At 47.0% G+C, this 19,981-nt stretch carries 25 protein-coding genes; 16 read left to right on the plus strand and 9 right to left on the minus strand.

Translation table 11 applies throughout. The annotated features are described in order from the left end of the window. Positions 1 to 65: 65 nt before the first annotated feature. The 3 genes from AC07M6_RS18490 to AC07M6_RS18500 form a co-directional block, all read right to left on the minus strand. Positions 66 to 1,019, minus strand: coding sequence for a tyrosine-type recombinase/integrase (locus tag AC07M6_RS18490; protein WP_494891984.1), 954 nt, complete (start codon positions 1,017 to 1,019; stop codon positions 66 to 68). A gap of 87 nt (positions 1,020 to 1,106) precedes the next feature. Then, positions 1,107 to 2,597, minus strand: a complete 1,491-nt coding sequence (locus AC07M6_RS18495) for a YifB family Mg chelatase-like AAA ATPase (RefSeq protein WP_494891986.1) — start codon at positions 2,595 to 2,597, stop codon at positions 1,107 to 1,109. Next, the gene (locus AC07M6_RS18500) at positions 2,594 to 2,929 is read right to left on the minus strand and encodes a single-stranded DNA-binding protein (RefSeq protein ID WP_494891988.1); all 336 of its coding nucleotides are present in this window, start codon (positions 2,927 to 2,929) and stop codon (positions 2,594 to 2,596) included. Before AC07M6_RS18500 ends, AC07M6_RS18495 begins: the two co-directional genes overlap by 4 nt. A gap of 651 nt (positions 2,930 to 3,580) precedes the next feature. Between AC07M6_RS18500 and AC07M6_RS18505 the strand changes: the two genes are divergently transcribed. The 12 genes from AC07M6_RS18505 (at position 3,581) to AC07M6_RS18560 (ending at position 9,432) form a co-directional block, all read left to right on the plus strand. Next, complete coding sequence (locus AC07M6_RS18505) at positions 3,581 to 3,973, plus strand: single-stranded DNA-binding protein (protein WP_494891990.1); 393 nt, start codon at positions 3,581 to 3,583, stop codon at positions 3,971 to 3,973. A gap of 94 nt (positions 3,974 to 4,067) precedes the next feature. Then, the gene (locus AC07M6_RS18510; protein WP_494891992.1) at positions 4,068 to 4,931 is read left to right on the plus strand and encodes a hypothetical protein; all 864 of its coding nucleotides are present in this window, start codon (positions 4,068 to 4,070) and stop codon (positions 4,929 to 4,931) included. 22 nt (positions 4,932 to 4,953) lie between these two features. After that, positions 4,954 to 5,328, plus strand: coding sequence for a hypothetical protein (locus AC07M6_RS18515; RefSeq protein ID WP_494891994.1), 375 nt, complete (start codon positions 4,954 to 4,956; stop codon positions 5,326 to 5,328). A 2-nt stretch (positions 5,329 to 5,330) separates the two neighbouring features. Next, positions 5,331 to 5,582 carry a hypothetical protein gene (locus AC07M6_RS18520; protein ID WP_494891996.1) on the plus strand — a complete coding sequence of 84 codons (252 nt, stop codon included), beginning with the start codon at positions 5,331 to 5,333 and terminating at the stop codon, positions 5,580 to 5,582. Between the two features lie 4 nt (positions 5,583 to 5,586). Then, the gene (locus tag AC07M6_RS18525) at positions 5,587 to 6,198 is read left to right on the plus strand and encodes a hypothetical protein (protein ID WP_494891998.1); all 612 of its coding nucleotides are present in this window, start codon (positions 5,587 to 5,589) and stop codon (positions 6,196 to 6,198) included. Between the two features lie 15 nt (positions 6,199 to 6,213). Beyond that, positions 6,214 to 6,429, plus strand: coding sequence for a PRTRC system protein C (locus AC07M6_RS18530; RefSeq protein WP_494891999.1), 216 nt, complete (start codon positions 6,214 to 6,216; stop codon positions 6,427 to 6,429). Between the two features lie 3 nt (positions 6,430 to 6,432). Then, positions 6,433 to 6,600, plus strand: coding sequence for a hypothetical protein (locus AC07M6_RS18535; RefSeq protein WP_494892001.1), 168 nt, complete (start codon positions 6,433 to 6,435; stop codon positions 6,598 to 6,600). 125 nt (positions 6,601 to 6,725) lie between these two features. Continuing rightward, positions 6,726 to 7,580 carry a hypothetical protein gene (locus tag AC07M6_RS18540; protein ID WP_494892003.1) on the plus strand — a complete coding sequence of 285 codons (855 nt, stop codon included), beginning with the start codon at positions 6,726 to 6,728 and terminating at the stop codon, positions 7,578 to 7,580. Beyond that, positions 7,549 to 8,289 (plus strand): PRTRC system protein B, encoded by a 741-nt coding sequence (locus tag AC07M6_RS18545; RefSeq protein ID WP_494892005.1) that lies wholly within the window; start codon positions 7,549 to 7,551, stop codon positions 8,287 to 8,289. The genes AC07M6_RS18540 and AC07M6_RS18545 overlap by 32 nt, the downstream gene beginning before the upstream one ends. Further along, positions 8,286 to 9,101, plus strand: a complete 816-nt coding sequence (locus tag AC07M6_RS18550; RefSeq protein ID WP_494892006.1) for a PRTRC system ThiF family protein — start codon at positions 8,286 to 8,288, stop codon at positions 9,099 to 9,101. Before AC07M6_RS18545 ends, AC07M6_RS18550 begins: the two co-directional genes overlap by 4 nt. Further along, positions 9,098 to 9,286, plus strand: coding sequence for a hypothetical protein (locus tag AC07M6_RS18555; RefSeq protein WP_494892007.1), 189 nt, complete (start codon positions 9,098 to 9,100; stop codon positions 9,284 to 9,286). Before AC07M6_RS18550 ends, AC07M6_RS18555 begins: the two co-directional genes overlap by 4 nt. Then, positions 9,283 to 9,432: a hypothetical protein gene (locus AC07M6_RS18560; protein WP_494892008.1), complete on the plus strand. Its 150-nt coding sequence runs from the start codon at positions 9,283 to 9,285 to the stop codon at positions 9,430 to 9,432. Before AC07M6_RS18555 ends, AC07M6_RS18560 begins: the two co-directional genes overlap by 4 nt. A 166-nt stretch (positions 9,433 to 9,598) precedes the next feature. Here AC07M6_RS18560 and AC07M6_RS18565 read toward each other — a convergent pair whose 3' ends face one another. From AC07M6_RS18565 to AC07M6_RS18575, 3 genes are all read right to left on the minus strand, one after another. Further along, complete coding sequence (locus AC07M6_RS18565) at positions 9,599 to 9,748, minus strand: hypothetical protein (protein ID WP_494892009.1); 150 nt, start codon at positions 9,746 to 9,748, stop codon at positions 9,599 to 9,601. Between the two features lie 237 nt (positions 9,749 to 9,985). Next, a complete protein-coding gene (locus AC07M6_RS18570; RefSeq protein ID WP_494892011.1) occupies positions 9,986 to 10,309 on the minus strand; it encodes a nuclear transport factor 2 family protein in 324 nt (107 codons plus the stop codon). Between the two features lie 20 nt (positions 10,310 to 10,329). Next, positions 10,330 to 11,124, minus strand: a complete 795-nt coding sequence (locus AC07M6_RS18575; protein WP_494892012.1) for an SDR family oxidoreductase — start codon at positions 11,122 to 11,124, stop codon at positions 10,330 to 10,332. A gap of 121 nt (positions 11,125 to 11,245) precedes the next feature. Here AC07M6_RS18575 and AC07M6_RS18580 point away from each other — a divergent pair, with 121 nt between their 5' ends. Next, entirely contained in the window at positions 11,246 to 11,614 is a 369-nt protein-coding gene (locus AC07M6_RS18580) for a winged helix-turn-helix transcriptional regulator (protein WP_494892013.1), read from the plus strand. Positions 11,615 to 12,113: 499 nt separating this feature from the next. Continuing rightward, on the plus strand, positions 12,114 to 13,019 hold the full coding sequence (locus AC07M6_RS18585) for a phage integrase SAM-like domain and Arm DNA-binding domain-containing protein (RefSeq protein ID WP_494892015.1): 906 nt from the start codon (positions 12,114 to 12,116) through the stop codon (positions 13,017 to 13,019). Here AC07M6_RS18585 and AC07M6_RS18590 read toward each other — a convergent pair. Both AC07M6_RS18590 and AC07M6_RS18595 read right to left on the minus strand, forming a co-directional pair. Next, positions 12,949 to 13,437, minus strand: a complete 489-nt coding sequence (locus AC07M6_RS18590; protein WP_494892017.1) for a nuclear transport factor 2 family protein — start codon at positions 13,435 to 13,437, stop codon at positions 12,949 to 12,951. The two genes, AC07M6_RS18585 and AC07M6_RS18590, sit on opposite strands and share 71 nt — an antisense overlap. Before the next feature lie 62 nt (positions 13,438 to 13,499). Next, positions 13,500 to 15,842, minus strand: coding sequence for a TonB-dependent receptor (locus AC07M6_RS18595; RefSeq protein ID WP_494892019.1), 2,343 nt, complete (start codon positions 15,840 to 15,842; stop codon positions 13,500 to 13,502). A gap of 191 nt (positions 15,843 to 16,033) precedes the next feature. Here AC07M6_RS18595 and AC07M6_RS18600 point away from each other — a divergent pair, with 191 nt between their 5' ends. Both AC07M6_RS18600 and AC07M6_RS18605 read left to right on the plus strand, forming a co-directional pair. Next, positions 16,034 to 17,560 (plus strand): histidine kinase, encoded by a 1,527-nt coding sequence (locus AC07M6_RS18600; protein ID WP_494892021.1) that lies wholly within the window; start codon positions 16,034 to 16,036, stop codon positions 17,558 to 17,560. Then, positions 17,557 to 18,255, plus strand: coding sequence for a LytR/AlgR family response regulator transcription factor (locus AC07M6_RS18605; protein WP_494892023.1), 699 nt, complete (start codon positions 17,557 to 17,559; stop codon positions 18,253 to 18,255). Before AC07M6_RS18600 ends, AC07M6_RS18605 begins: the two co-directional genes overlap by 4 nt. A 19-nt stretch (positions 18,256 to 18,274) precedes the next feature. On the opposite strand, the gene AC07M6_RS18610 is transcribed toward AC07M6_RS18605, so the two are convergent. Next, complete coding sequence (locus tag AC07M6_RS18610; protein ID WP_494892025.1) at positions 18,275 to 19,936, minus strand: serine hydrolase domain-containing protein; 1,662 nt, start codon at positions 19,934 to 19,936, stop codon at positions 18,275 to 18,277. Positions 19,937 to 19,981 lie beyond the last annotated feature (45 nt).

Consider the following 19,981-nt stretch of genomic DNA (forward strand, 5'->3'; position numbering starts at 1 on the left):
GTACTCTTGATTCGCCTAAGGTCGTATACGGTTTGCATGGCCACGTGATAATGTTTAGTTATCCTTTATTGACACTGCGACAATTTCCAGTGCAATTCCTGGCGCGGATGTTTTTCTTCCAATATCTTTTTTTGTTTTTCCCGGTTGGCCTGGGTATAGATCTGCGTGGTCATGATCGAGCTATGGCCTAAAAGCGACTGTATATATTTAATGTCAACATCGTTTTCCAGCAAAAGGGTCGCAAACGTGTGCCGCAGCACATGCGGCGTGACGCGTTTCGTGATCTTCGCATCCTGCGTAACCCCCCGGACCAATAGCCGGATCGACTGGTCGGAAAGCTTGTTATTCAAGCGGTTGACCCAAAGGTCATTCCCATTGCTGTCGATCTTTTCCCGAAAGAACTGATAATAAACATTCAGCGTCCTCAAGGTATCCGCATGGCACACATACACGATCCTTTCCTTATTTCCTTTACCCCGGATGTATATTTTACCGGTACCGAGGTCAATATCATCGACCTTCATATCGGCGACCTCAGATACCCGGGCCCCGGTAGCGAATAAGACCTCAATGATGGCCGCATTTCTTAACTTTTCCAGGAAACCATAAGCCCCGGATTTCGCATCTGCAACAGACTGATAGACCGACTCCAGAAGTTGCCCGGTTTCCTGTTTGGTCAGGGCCTTGGGTAATACTAGGGGTTCCTTGATCTTGATCCGGATCTTTCTTAAAGGGTTAACCAATATAGCGTCCTCGAATTCCAGGTAATTGAACATCGCTTTCAATGTCGCTACCTTTCTTTTGATCGTCTTCGGCTTCCATTGGGAAAGCTCCTGCAAATAATCTTTCAGGCATCTTTTGTCAATCTCTGTAACGAAATGGGAATAATTTTGCCGGTGTGCATAAGCGGTAAATTGCCGAAGGTCGATCTGGTAAAATTTTAGTGTCTTGGCGCTCAGGTTTTTTTCAAACCTGCAATGATTGAGAAAGTCTTTAATAGCTTGTTCTGTAGTGAGCATCGTCTGTTTAATGAATAATTTAAAAAACGGAAGTTCCTCAAACATCCTAACGCAACAAAATTTCGGCGGCTATTCTTTTTTATCTACTTATACGTTCAGCCTTCTAAATTGTATCGCTTCCACCAGGTGCACCAGACCGATCTGTATCGAACCCGAAAGGTCTGCCACCGTCCGCGCCATCTTCAAAATACGTTCATAAGACCGCGCGGATAATTTATGCTGCACCATGGCCTGGTTCAGGACTTCCTGCTCGGTCTTACCCAAAACACAATACCTGCGCAATGCTTCGTTATTCATCAGGGCATTACAAACACCCGCCCGTTCCAGTTGCCTGTTCCGGGCAGCGACCACCCGCCGGCGTATGGCTGCGCTGTTTTCAACGGGCTGCTCGTTCAAATTGGCCGGCGGCACTCCGATATGCAGGTCGATGCGGTCCAGTAAAGGCCCCGACAACTTGGCCCGGTATAAACGGATCGCTTGCAAAGTGCAACTGCATTTCCGGTCGGGGTGCCCATGAAAACCACAAGGACACGGATTCATCGCCGCCAGTAAAACAAAATTGGCCGGGAAGTTAACCACATAACTCGCCCGCGAGATCGCGATCTGCCGTTCCTCCAAAGGCTGCCGCAATACTTCCAATACCCGCCGCTTGAACTCCGGCAGTTCATCCATAAATAAGACCCCGTTATGCGCCAGGGATATTTCCCCCGGCATGGCCACCGGCCCGCCACCGACCAAAGCAATATCACTGGCCGTATGATGAACCGACCGGAAGGGCCGCTCCGTGATCAGTCCCGTATTATCCAGTTGCCCGGCGACCGAATAAATTCTTGTCGTCTCCAACGATTCCTGCAAACCGAGCGGCGGCAGGATACCCGGCAACCGTGTCGCCAGCATGGTCTTACCTGTTCCCGGCGGGCCGATCAGTAAACTATTATGCCCGCCGGCCGCCATCACTTCCAAAGCCCGTTTCACCTTTTCCTGCCCGTGCACTTCTGAAAAATCAGCCTGGTAAAGCTGTTCAATTTTCTTATTCTCATTCGGTTTTACCGTTGCAGGCTTCACACTATCCGGCTTTTGCAAAAAAATCACCACATCACCTAAAGTATCAAAACCAAAAACCGACAGGTCACTGACCATAGCGGCTTCATTGGCATTCTCTTTGGGTACGATCAGGTGCTTAATACCTGCTTTACGTGCTTCAACCGCTACCGACAGCGTACCTTTGATTGGCCGCAATTTTCCGGTTAATGACAGTTCACCCGTAAACAAAAAGTCATTCATTTGTTCCGTCACTAACTGACCGGAAGCAGCGAGGATACTCAAAGCAATAGGCAAATCAAAAACAGCCCCTTCTTTTCTAATTCCTGCCGGAGCCAGGCTGATCAGTATTTTCTGACGGGGCATCTCAAAATCGCAGGTAGTGATAGCGCTCTCCACCCGAAATAAACTCTCTTTAACCGCTTCACCGGGCAAGCCTACAATAAAATAACTCACACCGGCACAGATCCTCGTCTCTACGGTAATAAGCACGGCATCGATCCCTACCAACGCCGCGCTCGCTACACTTACCGTCATGGCTTACCCAATAGCATCATTTCGCTTACCACAACCTCCGTCACATAGTGTTTAGCACCATCTTTATCGGTATAAAACCGGTTCGCCAAACGCCCTTCAATAGCGATTTGACTGCCTTTGTCTAAGTATTGCTCGGCAATTTCAGCCTGCCTGTTCCATAAAACCAATTGGTGCCAATGCGTTTCCTGTACCGTCTCACCCTTACCGTTTTTCCGATAATAATTGGTCGCCAGACTGATCTTAGCCACCTTTCGTTCCTCATCAATGTTCTTCATCTCTGGTGCCGCGCCCAACCTCCCGGTCAGCCGCACGCTGTTACTCAAATTGTTCATGATCTTAAAATTTATGGGGACAAAATTGAGCAGGAAGGCCTGAAAATGAAGCTAAATACCCGTGTATAGCCGTTTCTAAACGTTTGTGCGGTACCTCCGGCCCGGGCTCTCTGCTATATCTCCTGCGGAGGATACGCTTCCGATCCCTACCGCCGCCTATGGCATTTTCACTGCGCTCCAAAAGCCCCGGCGAAGACCATAGCATCGCGCCCCTAAAATTCATACTTAATGAATTCACGGCGCTCCGCCCTGGCTGATTGAAGACCCCGGCGGAAAATGCCAACCAGGCCCCGCCACATGGTCGGGGTGCCTGCGCGCAGCCTTCAGTGCCTTCAAAGGCTGCGAGGGCAGTTGTCATTTTCACGCCTGCTGCGATCAGTTAGTAGAAATAGATAAAACAGGCTTCCCTTTCATTTGGCTTTTCCTACTACAATGAGCGCACGAATGTGCGCGGTCGGAATTGTGTTGCATACACCAATCCGTCGCTGCGCTTAACCAAAAAATCTCCACCCTTTGGGTAGTATTTTTTGGTTACCGGCCCGGCTTAATGCCCCAAAATTCCGGTTGGGGCAGTATCAAAAGCCAAATGAAAGGGGAAGCCCGGACGGAGGACTGGAGAGCAAATTCATTGATCCATAAAAAATAGAAATCATGGAAATCACAGGAAGACTGGTTGCAGATGCAACCGTAAGAACAGTAAGCGAAACACAAAATGTAACAGGTTTTAGGGTAGCCGTTAACCGCACTTACAAATCGCAGGGCGAACGCAAGGAAGAAACCGCCTTTGTGGATTGTGCCTATTGGCGTTCTGATGCCATAGCGCCTTTTCTAACCAAAGGCATGATTGTACAACTGCACGGCTTTATGACTGCCGAGCCGTGGGTTAGCCGTGACGGCGAACCGAAAGCAAGTTTGAAATTCCGCACCGATGAAATTACCATGCTAAGCAAAGGGGTGAAAAAAGAAGCGGAAAACAACAGCAAAACCCCAAGACAGGCAGGTGATAAAAACAAAGTGCTGAAACCAAGCGAGCAATTTAATTAAACGTTTACAGCCGTTTATACACGGCAAAATCAAGGTTTTAGAGAAAGAGGTAAAATAATTTTGACCGATTAGTGCAAAGGAAATGTATAGCAGAATGGATATATACGATGTAGCCCACGATTGGGCGAACCGTACCGATACTAACGCTTCGGCATCATCATCCAACTTGTTTTTTGCAAGTGGTGCGATTTACTCGTACGGCGACCACTTTATGATTGCCAAACACGTTTGGAACGAGCAGGGCGAACACGCTGTGTTATTCACCGAAAGGACGTACAGCAGGACGACAAGTAAGCACGTCGAAATTGTAAGGAGGGCATCCGCTCATTTGACCAAGATTTACGTACCCGACCCGGCATCAAGCAAGTATGAATTGTTTGAGAGTTGGCACACAGCGATGAATGAGTTGGCGCACCATTTGGGAACGGCACGTAAACCTGAAAAGTATCTGCTTCAAATCAGTCAGCTATTTGATAAAGCGAAGCGTTATGCAGATTTCTTTGGTTACGAGTTGCCGGAGCAACTGGTAGCCTTGGGTAATATCCAAAACTTTGACGAGTTCGTGGTACATCTCCAGAAAGAAAGAGAGTTACAGGAAGCAAAGGAGAAAAAACAGCAAAGGAAATGGCTGTCCGTCCAAAAAAAGCAATTAAAAGATTGGCGTTCGTTCCAACGGAATAATCTCCGAACCTATGACGGCTTGGACTACCTGCGGTTCGATGTGAAGACGGGACAGGTGGAAACCACGCAAGGCATCAGGTTTCCTTTGTCGGCAGGGCATCAGCTTTATCAATTCGTGATAACGACCAACAAAAAAGGCGGTTGCACGAACTGCGATAAGCTATTCTTAGACAAATATGCCATTGCCGAGGTCAATAAAAAATTTATCCGTGTGGGTTGCCATCAGGTAACCCTAAAAGAAATCAAATCATTTGCTAAACAACAGGGATGGGCATAGCCATCCCCTTAAAAATCAGAATATGCAACCACTAAAGTTATTGAACAACGTGCAGAAAGCAAGGCTTTTGCATAGCTTATTGATAAACGAGATACCTGAATTTTTAGGGTATCTCAACGAACTGACCGAAACCGTTCTAAACGATAAAGAGCGGATAACCGCAGAATGGAAAGACCAAATGTTCGGGGTGGATTTTTGGTTCGAACTCGCCGAAGAAGCGCAAAGGGTCATGGCCAAATACGCTAAAGAACTCAATAAAAGTTCAGCCGTATTTGCCGACCAGTTATTCGGTGGCTATACAGCCATTTTTACCGCCCATGCATTAACGCAATATGTGGCGCTTGACAGGCACACCGAACCCAAGTTTAAACCCGCTGTAGAACTTTTATTCGGTTAACCATGAAAGCGCATCACAGCTATACCGTTCCCTGCGGTTTGATTTTGTTGGCTATGGGCTTATTTATCCGTTACCGCATCGGCAAACGCAGGTTCAACCGCAGGGGCATGGCGGGTTTACAGCAATTTTCCTCTTATGGCAGGGCTGTATTAACAACCGCATTGGAAAGCCTGATTTTAATGATCGGCAATTTATCCCTGTTAGCGGGTTTGCTCTTACTCGCTGTTGCAGGTTTTAATCATTTTAAATTTTAAGCACATGAAAACGAATTTTTTTGAACAAATAGCGGGTTTGCAAATCAATGGCACCCTGCAAATCAATATCCAAGCCCAAGAGGGCGGTACGCTCACCGTTTTGGTATTGTTGGCAAATAACAACCCCAAAATCACCACAGGTAAAAATATCCCGCCGATGCTGTTAAAAGGCATGGTGCAGGAACTGGATGAAAAGTTTTTTAGCGAGGTAAGTGAACCTGTAAAGCAAACCGTCAAACTTTTTGCCAATCAAGAAGCCTATCAGGCCGAACTGGACAAGGCGAAAAAGCAGCCTGAAAAAACAACAGGCAAAAACACCGCAACCGCTAAAAAGAGTGATAACAGCCTGTTTAGCCAACCCGCAGAAGAACCCGAAGATGACAACGATGATTTGGACGAACAGCCCGATGAAACCGAGGCATTGGCAGAGAAGCAACGCCTGTATGACGAAGCCATGCAAAGGGTTAATCATTTGAATACCGACATGAAATACAAGGAAGCGATTGCCCAATTGCCCGATGCGGACGAGTACCCCAACAAGGCAAGCGAAATCAAAACCAAGCGGGAGCAATTGCAGAAACGTCAGGAACTCTACGCCAGTTTACAGGAAGTTTAACCAAAGCATACGACCATGATAGTCAACCAATTAAAACGGGTGTTTCTGCACAAAGAAAACGGACAGGACGTGCGTTTGGCAGACCCTGGTGCGGAATTTACCGCCAGTGATGTACAGAATTTCTATTCGGCTAACTACCCCATACTCACCAATGCGAAAATCATCGGCCCCGAAATCAAGGACGATGAAGTGCAGTACCGCTTTGAAAGCACGATGGGGCATAAAGGATAAACCATGAAACGAGAAAGGGTAATAAAAATTGATAAGGAGAAACGGGAATGGAAGCTACAACAGCAATTCGGCACGTTAATAGAAAAATTAAACCGTCTGCCCGATGCCAACGAGATACAGCGCAATCCGTCAAGAAGCGCACCGCAGGGTATCGCCGAAATGGTTTTTTAAAACACCAGTTTAAACCATTTTGGGCTTACGAGGGCAACAAGGACAGGGCAGAAAGGGAGTTTTTACACTCCCTTTCCCAACTCTGTAATTACTATGGCTTAACCGTAACGCCATCTGCCAACGAGGTGTTCCCGCAAAGCATCTACCAAACATGGCAAGCGGTCTGCGAAGCCTTAAAAGCTAAGGATAAGAAACTGGAATGCTTTATCGCTTGCGATGATACGCATACAGCCACTTTGGCTACGGTCAGCCGTTACGATACGGGTATGAATTTATACTATATCCCTATACGACCCATGTGGCATTGGGTGCAAAGCAGTCAGGCGCAGAAACTCGCAGAACTCTTATTGTGCATTTGTGCCTACCTGCATCAGGTAGTCGGCATTCCCTTTTATACGGAAAACGGTAGCTATGTGGGAAGCCAGTACCAAATGATAGAGGATTGGGTGAACGATGACCAAGAAGACGAGGAAGACCGCCAACAGCAATTGGACGAGCTTTATGTGTTGCACAATGCAGGGTTAAAACTGCACGAGCAAATCCGTAACCCGCATTATTTGGAGCGGTTTGCCGATGTCGTAGAAAACTTCCGTCCTGCGGATAATTGGGAACAGGAATGGCAAGCCATCAGTGTGGAATTTTTGCAACTCTACCGTCAGTACCCGCAACGTTCCATATTTGACAATATCCATTCAGATTTGTTGTATCCCGAAGATGAAGACCGCATTAGCGCCGATCAGTACATCAGCTTCTATTGGAGTGGTGATGGTTGTTTAGCAGATACGCTTTTTGATACGGTAAACTGCAATTTTCAGGAAATCGCCTATATGGACGAGCCGATGCACCTGCAAAAATTCGACCGTTTGCCCGAAAAGGACAGCCCCGATTTTGATTTTGAAGACCGCCTGTTGGAACTGGTTTGGAACTTTTGTAAACTTTTAAACGACCATGATGATGAAGAACGTGAGCCAAACATTTAACGAGCAGTACCTGCCTGTTAAAGCCTTGCTGATTTACAAGTCTATAGAACAGGAAAACCATGACCGCAGGGAAAGCGATATTTACGTGGAAAGCTATGATATTGGCAAGCAGGGTAACCCGATTAATGCCCATCCCTTATCCATTAACGAAATGTTGATGCTCAGCGAATTGATGCAATCCACCCAAGAACTGCAAACGACCTACCTGCAATGCAGGGGCGTGTTGCCACCCCAATTAATTTATGTGAACGCCCAAAATAACGGCTATGCCATTTGGTACACCCCGCCACAGGAAACTGACTTGTTTTTTTCGGAAAGTTTGGGCATCCCATCGGGCAAAACCAATATACCCGCCCTGCTTTGGAAGGCCACTAAAGAGCGGTTACAGGTCTTTGCCCTGAAAGGCAAGGCAAAGCCCAACGCCGATACTCCATTGTATTATGCGCCTTTATTTAACCTCTCACAGGACGGTAACGTTTGTATGGGGACGGTCAACATCAATATTGACCGACAAACGCATTTAGAGCAGTTTATGGCGCAATGGGAAAGCTATTTCTTTAACAGCTATTTCACCCACACGCTTGGCAACCATCGCCATTGCAAAGGCAATTTGGTTGCCTTATGGCAGGAACAGGTCGGCACAGGCAGGGAGTTCCCGCAGCATGAATTAATAAAAAATGGTAAAACCATAAAAGATTTAATCCGATGAAAAAGACAAAAGATAACCGCACAGCGGTGCATATCGTGAATAAAGAGTTGCTACAGCCCTATAATCCTGTTACCGTCAACCTGATTGGCGCAGGGGGTACAGGCGGACAGGTATTGACCGCATTGGCAAGAATTAACCAAGCCCTAACCGCTTTAAATCATCCCGGCTTGTTAGTCAGGGTATTTGATGATGATACCGTAAACAGGGCTAATTTAGCAAGGCAATTGTTTACGACCGCCGAGTTAGGTTTGCCCAAGTCCGTAGCACTGATAAATCGTATCAACCGCTTTTTCGGTACAAACTGGAAAGCGGTTACTGAAAAGTACGATATGACTTATAGCGGGGATAAAGAAAGCGCATGGGCAACCATCACCATCGGCTGTGTCGATACGGTTCAGGCGAGAGAAGATATTGCACACATCCTGAAAACGCTAAACAAGCGCATGAGCAACAGCCGAAGCCAACCGCTCTATTATATGGATTTCGGCAACAGCAGGGAAACAGGACAGGTCGTCCTGTCCACCATCGGTAAAATCAAACAGCCCGATTCCAAACAATACCGCACCGCAGAAACCCTGCCGATGGTCACCGATGAATTTGGCGAACTGCTAAAAGCATCCGAAACTACGGATAACACACCAAGCTGTTCACTGGCCGAAGCCCTGACCAAGCAGGACTTATTTATTAATTCGGCACTGGCTAATGTAGGCGCATCCTTGTTATGGCAACTGTTTCGGGAGGGCATTTTATTCAACAGGGGTTTCTTTTTGAACCTCAAGGATTTCAGGACACAGCCGTTAAAAGTAGCATGAAAGGCCAACCATTGAAAATAACTGACTTAAACGGTTTCGAGTTGGAAATCGACAACCTGCAATTAGCGATCATGCAAGCGGATGATTACCGTTATTACCAACGTCTTGACCCGCAATACCAACAGGCAGATGAAAAACGAAAAGCCTATTGGGAAGACATTTATCAAAAATTATTACAGCTATGAGTTATCTGATTATTGAAAAATTTGCTGGCGCAGCGTATGCCATTATTGTTACCGATGAGAACGGTGAAAACAAAATATTCGACAACAAAGCGGATGCAGAGGCAGAAGCTGCCGATTGTCAGGACGGCATCGTTATCGAACTTTAAAATTGCCGGACGGCCCCGCTCTGCGGGTCCCTTTTCGCCCCGTATTTTGCCTGTTGAACTGTTTTCAATTGGTGCAAAATGCGGGGCGCTTTGATGTCACAGATTTATATAAAAATGTGACATAAATTGAGCAGCCAACGCGGAAACTGCTGTCAATTGTTCGGTACTAATGATGCTTAAAATACTGAATTTCCTTTTCATGTTTCTGCGCGGCTTCCTTTGAATCGAATGTCCCCAGGTTCTTGCGTTTATGGGTTTCCGGATCGACTTTCCTGGAGTAAATGCGGTATTGCCCTGATTTTAATTTCCTGATCATAACTTTTATTTAAAATGTCAAAAAAGCGGTAAAGGGTTTAGGATCAACAACTCACGAAGCTCAAAGTTTTAGCATGCTATCAATCTGCTTGAACCCTATCTGTCAATCTTAAATTCGGTGTCACTAACTGAAACCATTCAATGCAGGCATTGGTTCAATTGGATATTAGAAAACCACCTTAGCTTATCTTATGCAGCTTTCTGATAATATCCAGCCTTGCGGCCTTTCGGCTTTGAATTATTCGATCACATTTAATGAATCGATAAGACCGTCCTTTAGTCCCAAATGAAATTTCAGCACAATCGGGCTGCCTGGAAATGTTCCTGAAACCTCCGCGGTTAATACTCCGTTTGTGCCGGATTCATCATATTGGAGCGGTTTCATCACCGATTTATATTTCTCGTTTGCCTCTTCTATCCACTGGCGGATTTCTTTTTTGCCGGTGTGGGTCTTGCCTTCGTCATGTACGATAGCATTCTCGGTGAAACACTCAGTGTAAGCCTTGCTGTCATAAGTGTTCTGCGTCTCTATAAATTGCGCTACTAATTGTGGTAATTTCATGATATTTATTTATTTGATTATTAGATAGTTGGTACGGTTCCGCCATCAATGATGAAATTTGTTCCTGTTAAATAATTGGCTCTTGGAGAAACTAAGAAGCCAACCAATTCGGCTACTTCTTCCGGTTCGGCGGGCCTGCCGTAAGGTATTCCGCCCAATGCATCCATGACACCTTGCCGAGCTTCTTCTACAGTACTATTAGCATTCCTTGCGATCTCGCCCAAAAAAGCTACCGATGCGGTAGTATTTATCCATCCTGGCGAAACAGTTAGCACGCGGACACCTTTTGGCGTAACTTCATTCGATAAACTTTTACTGTAATTGATCAAACCTGCTTTTGTAGCAGCGTACGGCAAGGTAGAATCATATAGCGGCAATATACCTTGGATGGAAGCGATATGGATGATCACCCCGCTGCCGTTCTCTATCATCCGGGGCAATAGAGCCCTGTCTAGCCTTACCGGTGCAAGTAAGTTGGTGCTGATGGTGTTTTCCCAGTGCTCATCAGTAAGTGCAGCAAAACCGCCTGCGGGTGTTTCGGAGCCACCGAGATTGTTAACCAGTATGTCTAGTCTGCCATAACGCGCTAATACTGCTTTGGCAACTTCATCAGCCGCTCCCCGTTGGCTCAGGTCGGCAGGAATAAAATACAAGTCATGATCTGCCTGTTCGGGTTTGTTCCTTGCCGTGACCACCACCGTTGCACCTGCCGAATTTAAGCGTTCGGCTATCGCTTTTCCCGCGCCCTTTGTGCCACCCGTTACAAGGGCTATCTTACCGGATAATTCGTTACTGTAATTGATTTGCTGTTCCATACTATTTGTTTTGTGCAAATCTCTACAGTACTCCGATAACATACAATTACGGGCTTACGAATCAGATAGGGATAAACTTATCCGTATTGCTCACCAATGAGGGTATTGTATATTTGTATTTATGTACGTGAAAAAGATTACTCCTTCTCTCAATTGCGGACTTGATCTGGTCGGTGAAGTACTGTATGGCAAATGGAAGATCAGGATACTATGGTTCATCCATGAAGGCAACTTACGGCCCAGTGAACTGCAACGGAAGATCCCCGACGTTACCAGGCGAGTGCTGAATGTCCAGCTGAAAGAACTCGAGGACCATGAAATGGTGATCAAAACCATATACCCGGTGATGCCTCCAAAAGTGGAATATGAATTGACGGAATTTGGAAAAACGCTTATCCCGTTGATCAGTTCTATCGGCATTTGGGGTGACGAACATCAGGAGCGATTGCGCAGGGTTATTTTAAAACACAACGTTCCATCGATCAGGTAAGCCGCTCATGCGCATGGTCGGGCTCGAACCTGGAACCCAATTAAAAATTTTTAGTAGGAATTAATATTTTTTAGTATTTTTGGGTAAGCGAAAGCGGTAAACGAGTAAAATGCCTCACGAGGCATTGTGGTTTATGGCATAAGCGACTGATAATCAATTGATTGCAAAGGTATCACCATAGCCCAGGTGGGCGCACAAATTGGCCATTCAGCTGATTTTATAACCCTGTAAGTCGTTGATTTACAGGGTTTTTTGTTTTTTAGTAATCCTTCTCAATCCTTCTGAATACACCGTTTCCGAGACCAAACTGGCTACCAAAAATTTGTTTTTATTTTCGGTCTCCAAAATCGCGTAAACAACTGTAGTCCAGTTTATTAGATGAATAATCTATGAACTGAAATGAACTCAAACAGACTGCTTTTGGCGCACGATTCGGATACCCAAAATCAAACGATTTTCGGAATTGATCAATCATTTATTCACTTAAAACTGTACAAAGATGAAAACATCGCAGTCGTTTGGTGTCAATTTCACCATCAAAAAACAAAAGGCCAACAAGGATGGCAAGACCAGTGTCTATGTCGGCATTATGGTCAACAAGGAAAAAACAATGCTCGCGCTCAAGCAACAGGTCGTGGTCGAAGACTGGGACTTTGGCCGGGGCAGCCTAAAAGTCAAAGCGCAGGAAGCTGAAAAAACAAATGCTTACCTCGAACAGGTCAAGTTTACCATCACGACCTACTACCAGCAATTGCAGATGGCCGGTAAAGACATCACTCCGCAATTATTAAAGGCCTATTTCCTGGGTGAAGAAACCGATGAGAGCTACATGTTCAGCAAACTGATCGATTACCATCGGGAGACCGCTTCTGCGGCATTGACCCACAGCACCTTGAAACACTATGAGGTGACCGTCCGTTACCTGGAAAAATTTCTGAAAGCGAAACGTAATGCTGCCGATATCCGCATTTGTGATATCGACTATAAATTCATTATTGATTTCGAGACCTTTCTGCGCAGCCACAAACCGGCAGACCATTATCAGCCCATCAATAATAATGGCGTGATGAAACACTTGATCCGGCTGCGGAAAATGACCACGCTGGCTTTTAAGCTGCAATGGATCACTAAAGACCCGTTCAAAAGTTATAAGTTCCGTTATAAAAAAGTGGAGACGGCCTTCCTGTCTACGAACGAATTAAAGTTGCTGGAAAATTATGAACTGGCGTCTGACAGGCCGTTTACTGAAGTTTCGGTAAGGTACGCTTGCCCCTTATGCATACGAACCGATTTAGAGAGTGATGGGAGGGGATATATTGATATTCCGGACAACTTTACCTGTGGTCGTAACTCATTTCGCGCTTTACCTGCCACTTGCCGTTCTTGTTCTCCCAAACCTCGGTAAACTTTGCGGTGGCTTCTAATTCTTCCTTGCCATTAACCGTGCCGTAAAATTTATGCACACCGATGGCTAATGCGCCAAAACTGCCCAGACGGTAAACTTCCAGGCTGCCTTTGACCAGTTCCCGTCTTGACGAATGCACGGGATCGGTAAAATTCCTTTTAAACGCGGCAAGGTTATGTGCATAATCCGTTAGGCCGCTTCGGTCATCATAGAATTCCAGGTCGGGGGAAAAGAAGCCCATTAATCCTTCGAGGTCACGTTTATTGTAGGCGGAGAACATGGCACTATCCAATTCAGCTACTTTTTGATATAGTAGATCAGGGTTTTGGACCACATTGCTTTGCTGCTGCGCAGTTGCTAGCAATGTGAACGCAACAGTCAACGCGATCAAACCAGCACAAATAAATAAAGATTTCATATTCAATTTTTTAATTAGACCTCTGCAAAGAACAAAAGGTTACAATAGACAAAGTTTTAATATCAATTCCGGTTACCGCTTTTAGCCTCCCGAACGGTCGTATTACTCTTGATTTTATAGACAACGCTGAGGCGGTAACGTGCGCCGTTGAAGCGGCTCATGGTAGAAAAAACATAACCCGGCCCGGTAGTTGTAGTGCGGTACCGGCGGGAGTCGAAGACGTTGGTAACATCCGCAACCACAGCCAGTCTGTCGGCAAGCATGTTTTTACTGATGCCAAAGTCGGCCCAGTGCATGGCCCGGTTATGGCTCTGTGCGCTGGCTGATGGCCCGTTGTAGTAATACCGCCCCTGTGCGATCAGGGTTTTGGCCAGCTTCCATTGCGCGCTGAGCCTGCCAGAAGATGAACCGCCGGAAAAGCCAAAATCAAAGCCGTTATAAGCTCCTGATTGCCGGAAACGATACAGGTTAAAGTCGGCGTTGAGTTGCAGCGCATTCAGTGGATTATACATTACATTCAGCTCGAAGCCCTGCCGTGTTTCCCGGCCGATATTGACAGGAAGCGTGATAAAGATCCCGTCGGGATTACGGGAAGTATAATCTGTTATCGGCGCGTCCGTATACTGAGCATATAAGGAGGGATTGATCGTCAGCGTGTTGCTCCGGAACAGGAAACCCAGTTCATAAAGGTTGGAATAAGTGGGGTTAAGATCCGGGTTGCCGGTATTCTGCGCGTTCAGGTCCGTCAGCTCGAGGTAAGGCGAGAGCTGATAGAGTGATGGGCGGCTGATGCGGCGGCTGTAATGTGCCTGCACGGTGGAAGCAGCTGAAAGCGCATAATCCAGGTGCAGCGTCGGGAACAGTCGTACATAGTCCTTCTGGTTTTTATAGCCCCCATCCCTGCCGGATGCCCGGATGCCTGTAACCTCCAGGCGCAGCCCGCTCAGGTAACTCAATTTACCCTGTTTGCTGCCCAGTTGTGCGTAGGCACCCTGTATGCGTTCGCTGTAATCCAATCCGTTATCCAGCCCCTTATAGGTTATATAAGTGTCGCCCGCCTGCTGGCGGGCAAGAAAATCATACTGCACGTGGCGGTTCTCGCTTTTGATACCCAGTTCCAGCAGTGTTTCCTTGCCGATGGGTTGTGCCCAGTCCGATTGCACAAGCAAGTCGCGGTTAGCCTCGCGGGTGTTGGTGCGGAGATCCGGATAATCTGCAATTGCAGGATACAGTTTACTGGTGGCCAATGCCCAGTCCTTTTTACTGTCCCACCAATCGTATTGCATATCAACCGTCCATTTTTGCCTGGCGCGTGAGAACAGCTGCGTATAATTGTATTCCAGTTGATGGTAGTTCCGCTGCTCCCACGATTCGCCATTCCGCTGCAGGGTGCTGTCTGGCGCCGTGCTCCGGTAATCATAGTTCAGTCTTGTTTTATCGTGGTCATGCGTGCCGTTCCAGAGGTAAGCGGCGGTCATGGTGCGCTTATTACTGATAAAATAATCTGCTCCAAGGTAAAGCATCTTTCCGTCATCGTGCCGGTTCTCGTTCTGCAGCATTTTCAGGCTGCTCGAGCCGGTTACCTGGTCAGTGGTGTAGATCCCTTTGTAATCTGACTTACGCATCCCAAACGTGGAAAAGAAGTTGAACCTATCTGACTTGTAATTAACGCTCGGATTGATGCGGGTGTCATTCGGTATACCGGCTACCACCTTTACCTGCCCGTTAAAGCCCGATTTTTTATTTTTTTTCAGTACGATATTGATAATCCCCGCGTTTCCCGAGGCATCATAACGCGCGGAGGGGCTGGTGATGACCTCGATACGCTCTACCTGATCGGCCTGCAACTGCTCTAAAGCACTGCCTTGCGTAAGGCCCGAGCGCCGCCCGTTCACCAGTACCGTAACACCGGCATTTCCGCGTAAACTAACCTCGCCCTGCGGACTGACAGCGACAGACGGGATACCATTCAGCGCGTCGCTAACCGAACCATTCTGGGATAAAACGTCCTTTCCTACCTCAAACACTTTTTTATCCGGCAACAAGCGCAGGGCAGACTGCTGGGCGGAAACCCTTACCTCGCTTAACTGGCGCGCGTCGGGTATCAGCAACAAGATGCCCACATCGGTTTTACCGCCGGTAAGTGTCACGCTTCGTTTAAGGGTTTGGTAACCCATGAAGCTGCAATTCAGTGTAAAGGTCCCCTGTTTGGTGTATTTCAGGAGGAACCCACCCTTTTCATCAGTCATGGTGCCGGAAACCGGCTTGCCCAACGTATCCAGCAGGCTGACCGTGCCATAGGCAATGGGGTTATGGGTATCCAGATCTGTTAACGTTCCGGTAAGGGTTTGGGCTGCAGCTGCGGTGCACCCCAGGCAAAGCATAAGGATTAGTATCATTCTCATGCTGCAAGATTAGGAACGGGTAAGACGTATAACCCCAAAAAACATGCGAACGGCACTCAGGGCTTTCCTGCTGCACTAAAAAGCAATATGGGTTTATCTATATTTACTGGATGCAAAAATGCCGGATCTTCCTGTTCCTCTTACTCGCTGCCCTTGCCTCTTGCCGGCCCGATCCTGATATTAGGTACGAGATGGCGGATGCCGTCCTCAGCCGGCCGGGCACGACGTTTACCGGCCGTGTGGATATCGATGTGCTGGAAAAAAAGTTCAGTTCGCCCATGGGACTACAGGTACACAGTTTCGGCGCTTTCGCGGTTTATTGGGATGGCGTTAAGGTCGGGCAGAACGGCGTACCGGCCAGCGCCGGCAAACCCGAAGTGCCCGGCACTGAAACAAGTTATTACCAGATCCCCGATAAACTGGCGGGACTGGGTAAGCATGTGGTGATTGTTAGCGGGACGCAAAGCCATTTGCTGGAAACTACCGAACGGAGCGTAATGGCCAAACCCGACAGCTACCTGAAGCTATTGCGCCAGCCGCTTATCGAACTCTCACTAGTCAACCTCATGGCGGGGGCTTTTCTTATCGCGGCAATCTATTACCTATTTTTATATGCTAACAGTAAATACAAACAGCGTACGACACTGCTGTTTGCGGTGATCTGCTTTTTATTCTTTGCCCTGCTAGTGATGGAATACCTGAAATTTTATATCGATATACCTTATACGCAGTTCTATACCCGGTTGACCATCGTGGGCTGGCTTACTTTTGCCAACGCGCTCCTGATCCCGTTATATTTTACTATTCATTTTAATTTGCCATACAAGATGCTGTTTATGGCGGCACTGCTTGTCGCTTTGTTGTGTATCTATACGATCAATTATGGGTCATACGACCTTACAGCGCACCTGTACAGCTTAACACTCTGGATCGCATCTGTATTGATTTTGTTGTACGCCTTAATTAAAAAACAACGGGGTAGCGTGTTGGTCCTTGCCTGTTTTGCAGCCTCTATGGTGATCAACCAGTATATGTTTTACGACTTCGGTCTGTACATTGCCTTTACGCTTATTCTGCTATGCATCCTTTATCTGCAAACTCTCGGCGCCAAGCAATTGGAAGTAGCGCACCAGGCCTCGCTGCTGCTATCCTCCCGCCTGCAGCTGGAACTGATCAAAAAGAATATTCAACCACACTTTTTGCGCAATACACTAACCTCCCTTATCGATTGGGTGGAAGAATCGCCCGCGCAGGGGGTGCAATTTATCCAGGCGCTATCGCACGAGTTTGACCTGATGAACGAGATCGCCGAACACGCGCTTATTCCCATCCGGCAGGAGATAGACCTTTGCAGGCACCACCTGCAAGTAATGCAGTTTCGTAAAGAGATTACCTATGTATGGACAGACTCGGGTATACAGAATGACGAACTGATCCCACCGGCAATTATTCACACCCTGCTGGAAAACGGCATCACGCATAGTATTCCGTCCGATGAGCATAAAATTGCGTTTGCACTTAACTTTTCGCGCAGCGCGGCAGCTAAACAATATACCTTTGAAGTTTTTGCAGAGAACCGGCTAAAAAGCGAGCGCCGGGGCGGTAACGGCTTCCGTTATATTGAAGCACGCTTAAAGGAAAGCTACGGCGAGGGGTGGAATTTTAGTTCGGAGCCTTTTACCGGGGGTTGGAGAAGTATTATCCGTATCGACTTATGAAGGTATTGATCATTGAAGACGAGGCGCGGATCGCCAAACGGCTGGCGCGGATGACAAAGGCTTACTTTGAACAGCAGCTTACGCTCACCGTATGCGACACGCTTGCCAAAGGCCTTGCGCATATTGAACAATCACCCGTTGATGTGCTGCTACTGGATCTGAACCTGAACGGCGAAAATGGATTTGCGGTGCTGGAGGCAATGGTGGCCAGGCCCTTCCATACCATTATTGTTTCGGCCTATACCGATAAAGCCATCACCGCTTTTGCCCATGGCGTCCTGGATTTTGTACCTAAACCATTCGACGAGAGCCGCCTGTTCCAGGCTTTTGGACGGCTGAACAACAAAGATAATCTGGTTAGAAGTCCCCTCAGGTTCCTTGCGATAAAAAAAGGTGGCATTATCAAAATGATAGAAACCGTAATGGTCAGTTACATCAAAGGCGCGGGTATCTACAGCGAATTACACCTGCAAAACGGCATGCAGGAATTACATGACAAAAGCCTGGACGCGCTCGGCCAATTGCTGCCAGCCGGTGATTTTATCCGTATCCATCGCTCGTATATTGTTAACCTGCAACAAGCCGGGAAACTGGTAATAGAAGCTGGCGGAAGATATGCTGTTCAACTTAAAAACGGTGAGCAGCTGCCGATCGGCCGGTCAAGGTACAAAGAAATGCGCAGTAAGATGATTTAACAAAATGGCTTTATCTTTATTAATTCATCGTGTTAATGACCTCTGTGATGGCTTTATCATCATAGCCATTCATTTTCATACTATTTACAGCTTTCCAGTAATAAATCCGGCCTTCTTTTATCTTTCCGCTGTTCAGCAGTAGCCGTCCGGCTTTCTTACAGGCTTCTATCGTTTCGTTCCAGGTTTCAAATCCCTTATGATCTGCCAGGATTTTGTAGAACCGCAGCGCTTCATCCGGCTTTCCCGTTCTTTCATAATAGCGCGCGATATCCATTACGACATATGGTTGAATATGTCCGTAGGATTCATAAGCGGCGATCAGTTTTTTCAATGGCGACTCCAGCATTTTATCCTGTAAGTCGGTAAGCAAATAGATCAGCGCGGGATCGTACTGATCAAACCGCTCCGGCTTAAGCTGGTAAAGTAATGACATCAATTGCCCCGACTCGCCCTTATGGGTACCATATAATTTTTCGGAATAACGGCGGAAAAGTGCCTGCCCGGCAATCTCTTCAATCAATAAACCGCGTCCTGCGGCGCCGGATCGCTCATACATCCGCGGGATACTGGCGAAGTCTTTATTCCAGTTGATATATTTTTGATCTTTTTGCGGGAAAATAAACTGCTTTAAAAATGAGGTCACAAAAGGCGATTGCCAAATATGTCCTGATCCCAGTCGAAGCGCATCAGAAGGAGCATTTGAATTGGATAGGAGAATAAAGGTGTAGCCGGTTTCGGGTACACGAACAAGCAGCGCAGCATAAGCATCCGCGTGTCCGTAATGCCAGTGGATCTTTTTGCCTTCAAATTCTTCGGTGAACCAGCCTATGCCATAAGGGCTTTTTGAGCCGTCAGTTAAGGTTTGCGGTGTGGTTACTTTTGTATAATTAGCAGCCGTGATCAGTTTGTTATCGTCGTAGCTCGTTGTGTATTTGGCCAGGTCTCCCAGGGTTGACAAAATACCTGTAGCGGGGAAGGCCTGTGTCCAGCGATAATTTACGGTATCTTCCTTAAACGTACGTTTCAGTGTATCATAAACGTAAGGTGTCGCAATATGTTTAAACAGGGTGTCTTTGCGTGAGTCCGGGAATCCCGCTATCGTATGTTCCATATGCAGGGGTTCAAAGATCCTCTTTTGGAGTTCAAGGGAATAGCCATCAGTAAAAGGGGCATGTCCGCCGGCTGCTTCGAAGACGCCATAAATATAATTGAACCGCTGTCCGTTGTAAATGAAAGAATTACCGGGCCCATCTTCGGATGTGTGGCTCAGGAAATGCCGTATGCGGGTGTTCGCATCCACATTGTAAGGCCAGCCAAAATAAGTATTGATGAACCGGTAGTTCAGTGCATAATCCTCTACCGATGCTTTATGCTCCTGTTCGTACTGCATCATTAAATTTGCCGTAAAGGTTTTAGTGACAGATGCGATCTGAAACATATAATCATCTGTCAGCGGCATTTTTTTCTCCAGGTTGGCGTAACCTTCTACCTGACGGTAGATCATTCTGCCGTCTTTAACCACAGCTACAGCCACGCCCGGTAATTGTAAGATGTCTCTGTAACTACTCAGTTCTTTGCTAAACGATTTAAGGTCGCTCGTATGAGTTGCCATAACCCTTGGCTGACCGTAAGTGCAAAAGCCATAAAGCAGCAGGGTAACTGTAAGATTTATTCTCTTCATGAGCGCTAAATTCTATGGCTAAGGCCGAAACAATGACCGGTAAAA

This window comes from Mucilaginibacter sp. GW821-FHT07H05 (assembly GCF_059418485.1).

Coding starts and splice junctions, on each gene's coding strand:
- AC07M6_RS18545 (WP_494892005.1), top strand. CDS start 7,549: ATGATGATGAAGAACGTGAGCCAAACATTTAACGAGCAGTACCTGCCT.
- AC07M6_RS18510 (WP_494891992.1), top strand. CDS start 4,068: ATGGATATATACGATGTAGCCCACGATTGGGCGAACCGTACCGATACT.
- AC07M6_RS18565 (WP_494892009.1), bottom strand. CDS start 9,748: ATGATCAGGAAATTAAAATCAGGGCAATACCGCATTTACTCCAGGAAA.
- AC07M6_RS18560 (WP_494892008.1), top strand. CDS start 9,283: ATGAGTTATCTGATTATTGAAAAATTTGCTGGCGCAGCGTATGCCATT.
- AC07M6_RS18585 (WP_494892015.1), top strand. CDS start 12,114: ATGAAAACATCGCAGTCGTTTGGTGTCAATTTCACCATCAAAAAACAA.
- AC07M6_RS18530 (WP_494891999.1), top strand. CDS start 6,214: ATGATAGTCAACCAATTAAAACGGGTGTTTCTGCACAAAGAAAACGGA.
- AC07M6_RS18580 (WP_494892013.1), top strand. CDS start 11,246: ATGTACGTGAAAAAGATTACTCCTTCTCTCAATTGCGGACTTGATCTG.
- AC07M6_RS18490 (WP_494891984.1), bottom strand. CDS start 1,019: ATGCTCACTACAGAACAAGCTATTAAAGACTTTCTCAATCATTGCAGG.
- AC07M6_RS18535 (WP_494892001.1), top strand. CDS start 6,433: ATGAAACGAGAAAGGGTAATAAAAATTGATAAGGAGAAACGGGAATGG.
- AC07M6_RS18590 (WP_494892017.1), bottom strand. CDS start 13,437: ATGAAATCTTTATTTATTTGTGCTGGTTTGATCGCGTTGACTGTTGCG.
- AC07M6_RS18600 (WP_494892021.1), top strand. CDS start 16,034: ATGGCGGATGCCGTCCTCAGCCGGCCGGGCACGACGTTTACCGGCCGT.
- AC07M6_RS18550 (WP_494892006.1), top strand. CDS start 8,286: ATGAAAAAGACAAAAGATAACCGCACAGCGGTGCATATCGTGAATAAA.
- AC07M6_RS18595 (WP_494892019.1), bottom strand. CDS start 15,842: ATGAGAATGATACTAATCCTTATGCTTTGCCTGGGGTGCACCGCAGCT.
- AC07M6_RS18525 (WP_494891998.1), top strand. CDS start 5,587: ATGAAAACGAATTTTTTTGAACAAATAGCGGGTTTGCAAATCAATGGC.
- AC07M6_RS18570 (WP_494892011.1), bottom strand. CDS start 10,309: ATGAAATTACCACAATTAGTAGCGCAATTTATAGAGACGCAGAACACT.
- AC07M6_RS18505 (WP_494891990.1), top strand. CDS start 3,581: ATGGAAATCACAGGAAGACTGGTTGCAGATGCAACCGTAAGAACAGTA.
- AC07M6_RS18515 (WP_494891994.1), top strand. CDS start 4,954: ATGCAACCACTAAAGTTATTGAACAACGTGCAGAAAGCAAGGCTTTTG.
- AC07M6_RS18555 (WP_494892007.1), top strand. CDS start 9,098: ATGAAAGGCCAACCATTGAAAATAACTGACTTAAACGGTTTCGAGTTG.
- AC07M6_RS18575 (WP_494892012.1), bottom strand. CDS start 11,124: ATGGAACAGCAAATCAATTACAGTAACGAATTATCCGGTAAGATAGCC.
- AC07M6_RS18520 (WP_494891996.1), top strand. CDS start 5,331: ATGAAAGCGCATCACAGCTATACCGTTCCCTGCGGTTTGATTTTGTTG.
- AC07M6_RS18500 (WP_494891988.1), bottom strand. CDS start 2,929: ATGAACAATTTGAGTAACAGCGTGCGGCTGACCGGGAGGTTGGGCGCG.
- AC07M6_RS18610 (WP_494892025.1), bottom strand. CDS start 19,936: ATGAAGAGAATAAATCTTACAGTTACCCTGCTGCTTTATGGCTTTTGC.
- AC07M6_RS18495 (WP_494891986.1), bottom strand. CDS start 2,597: ATGACGGTAAGTGTAGCGAGCGCGGCGTTGGTAGGGATCGATGCCGTG.
- AC07M6_RS18605 (WP_494892023.1), top strand. CDS start 17,557: ATGAAGGTATTGATCATTGAAGACGAGGCGCGGATCGCCAAACGGCTG.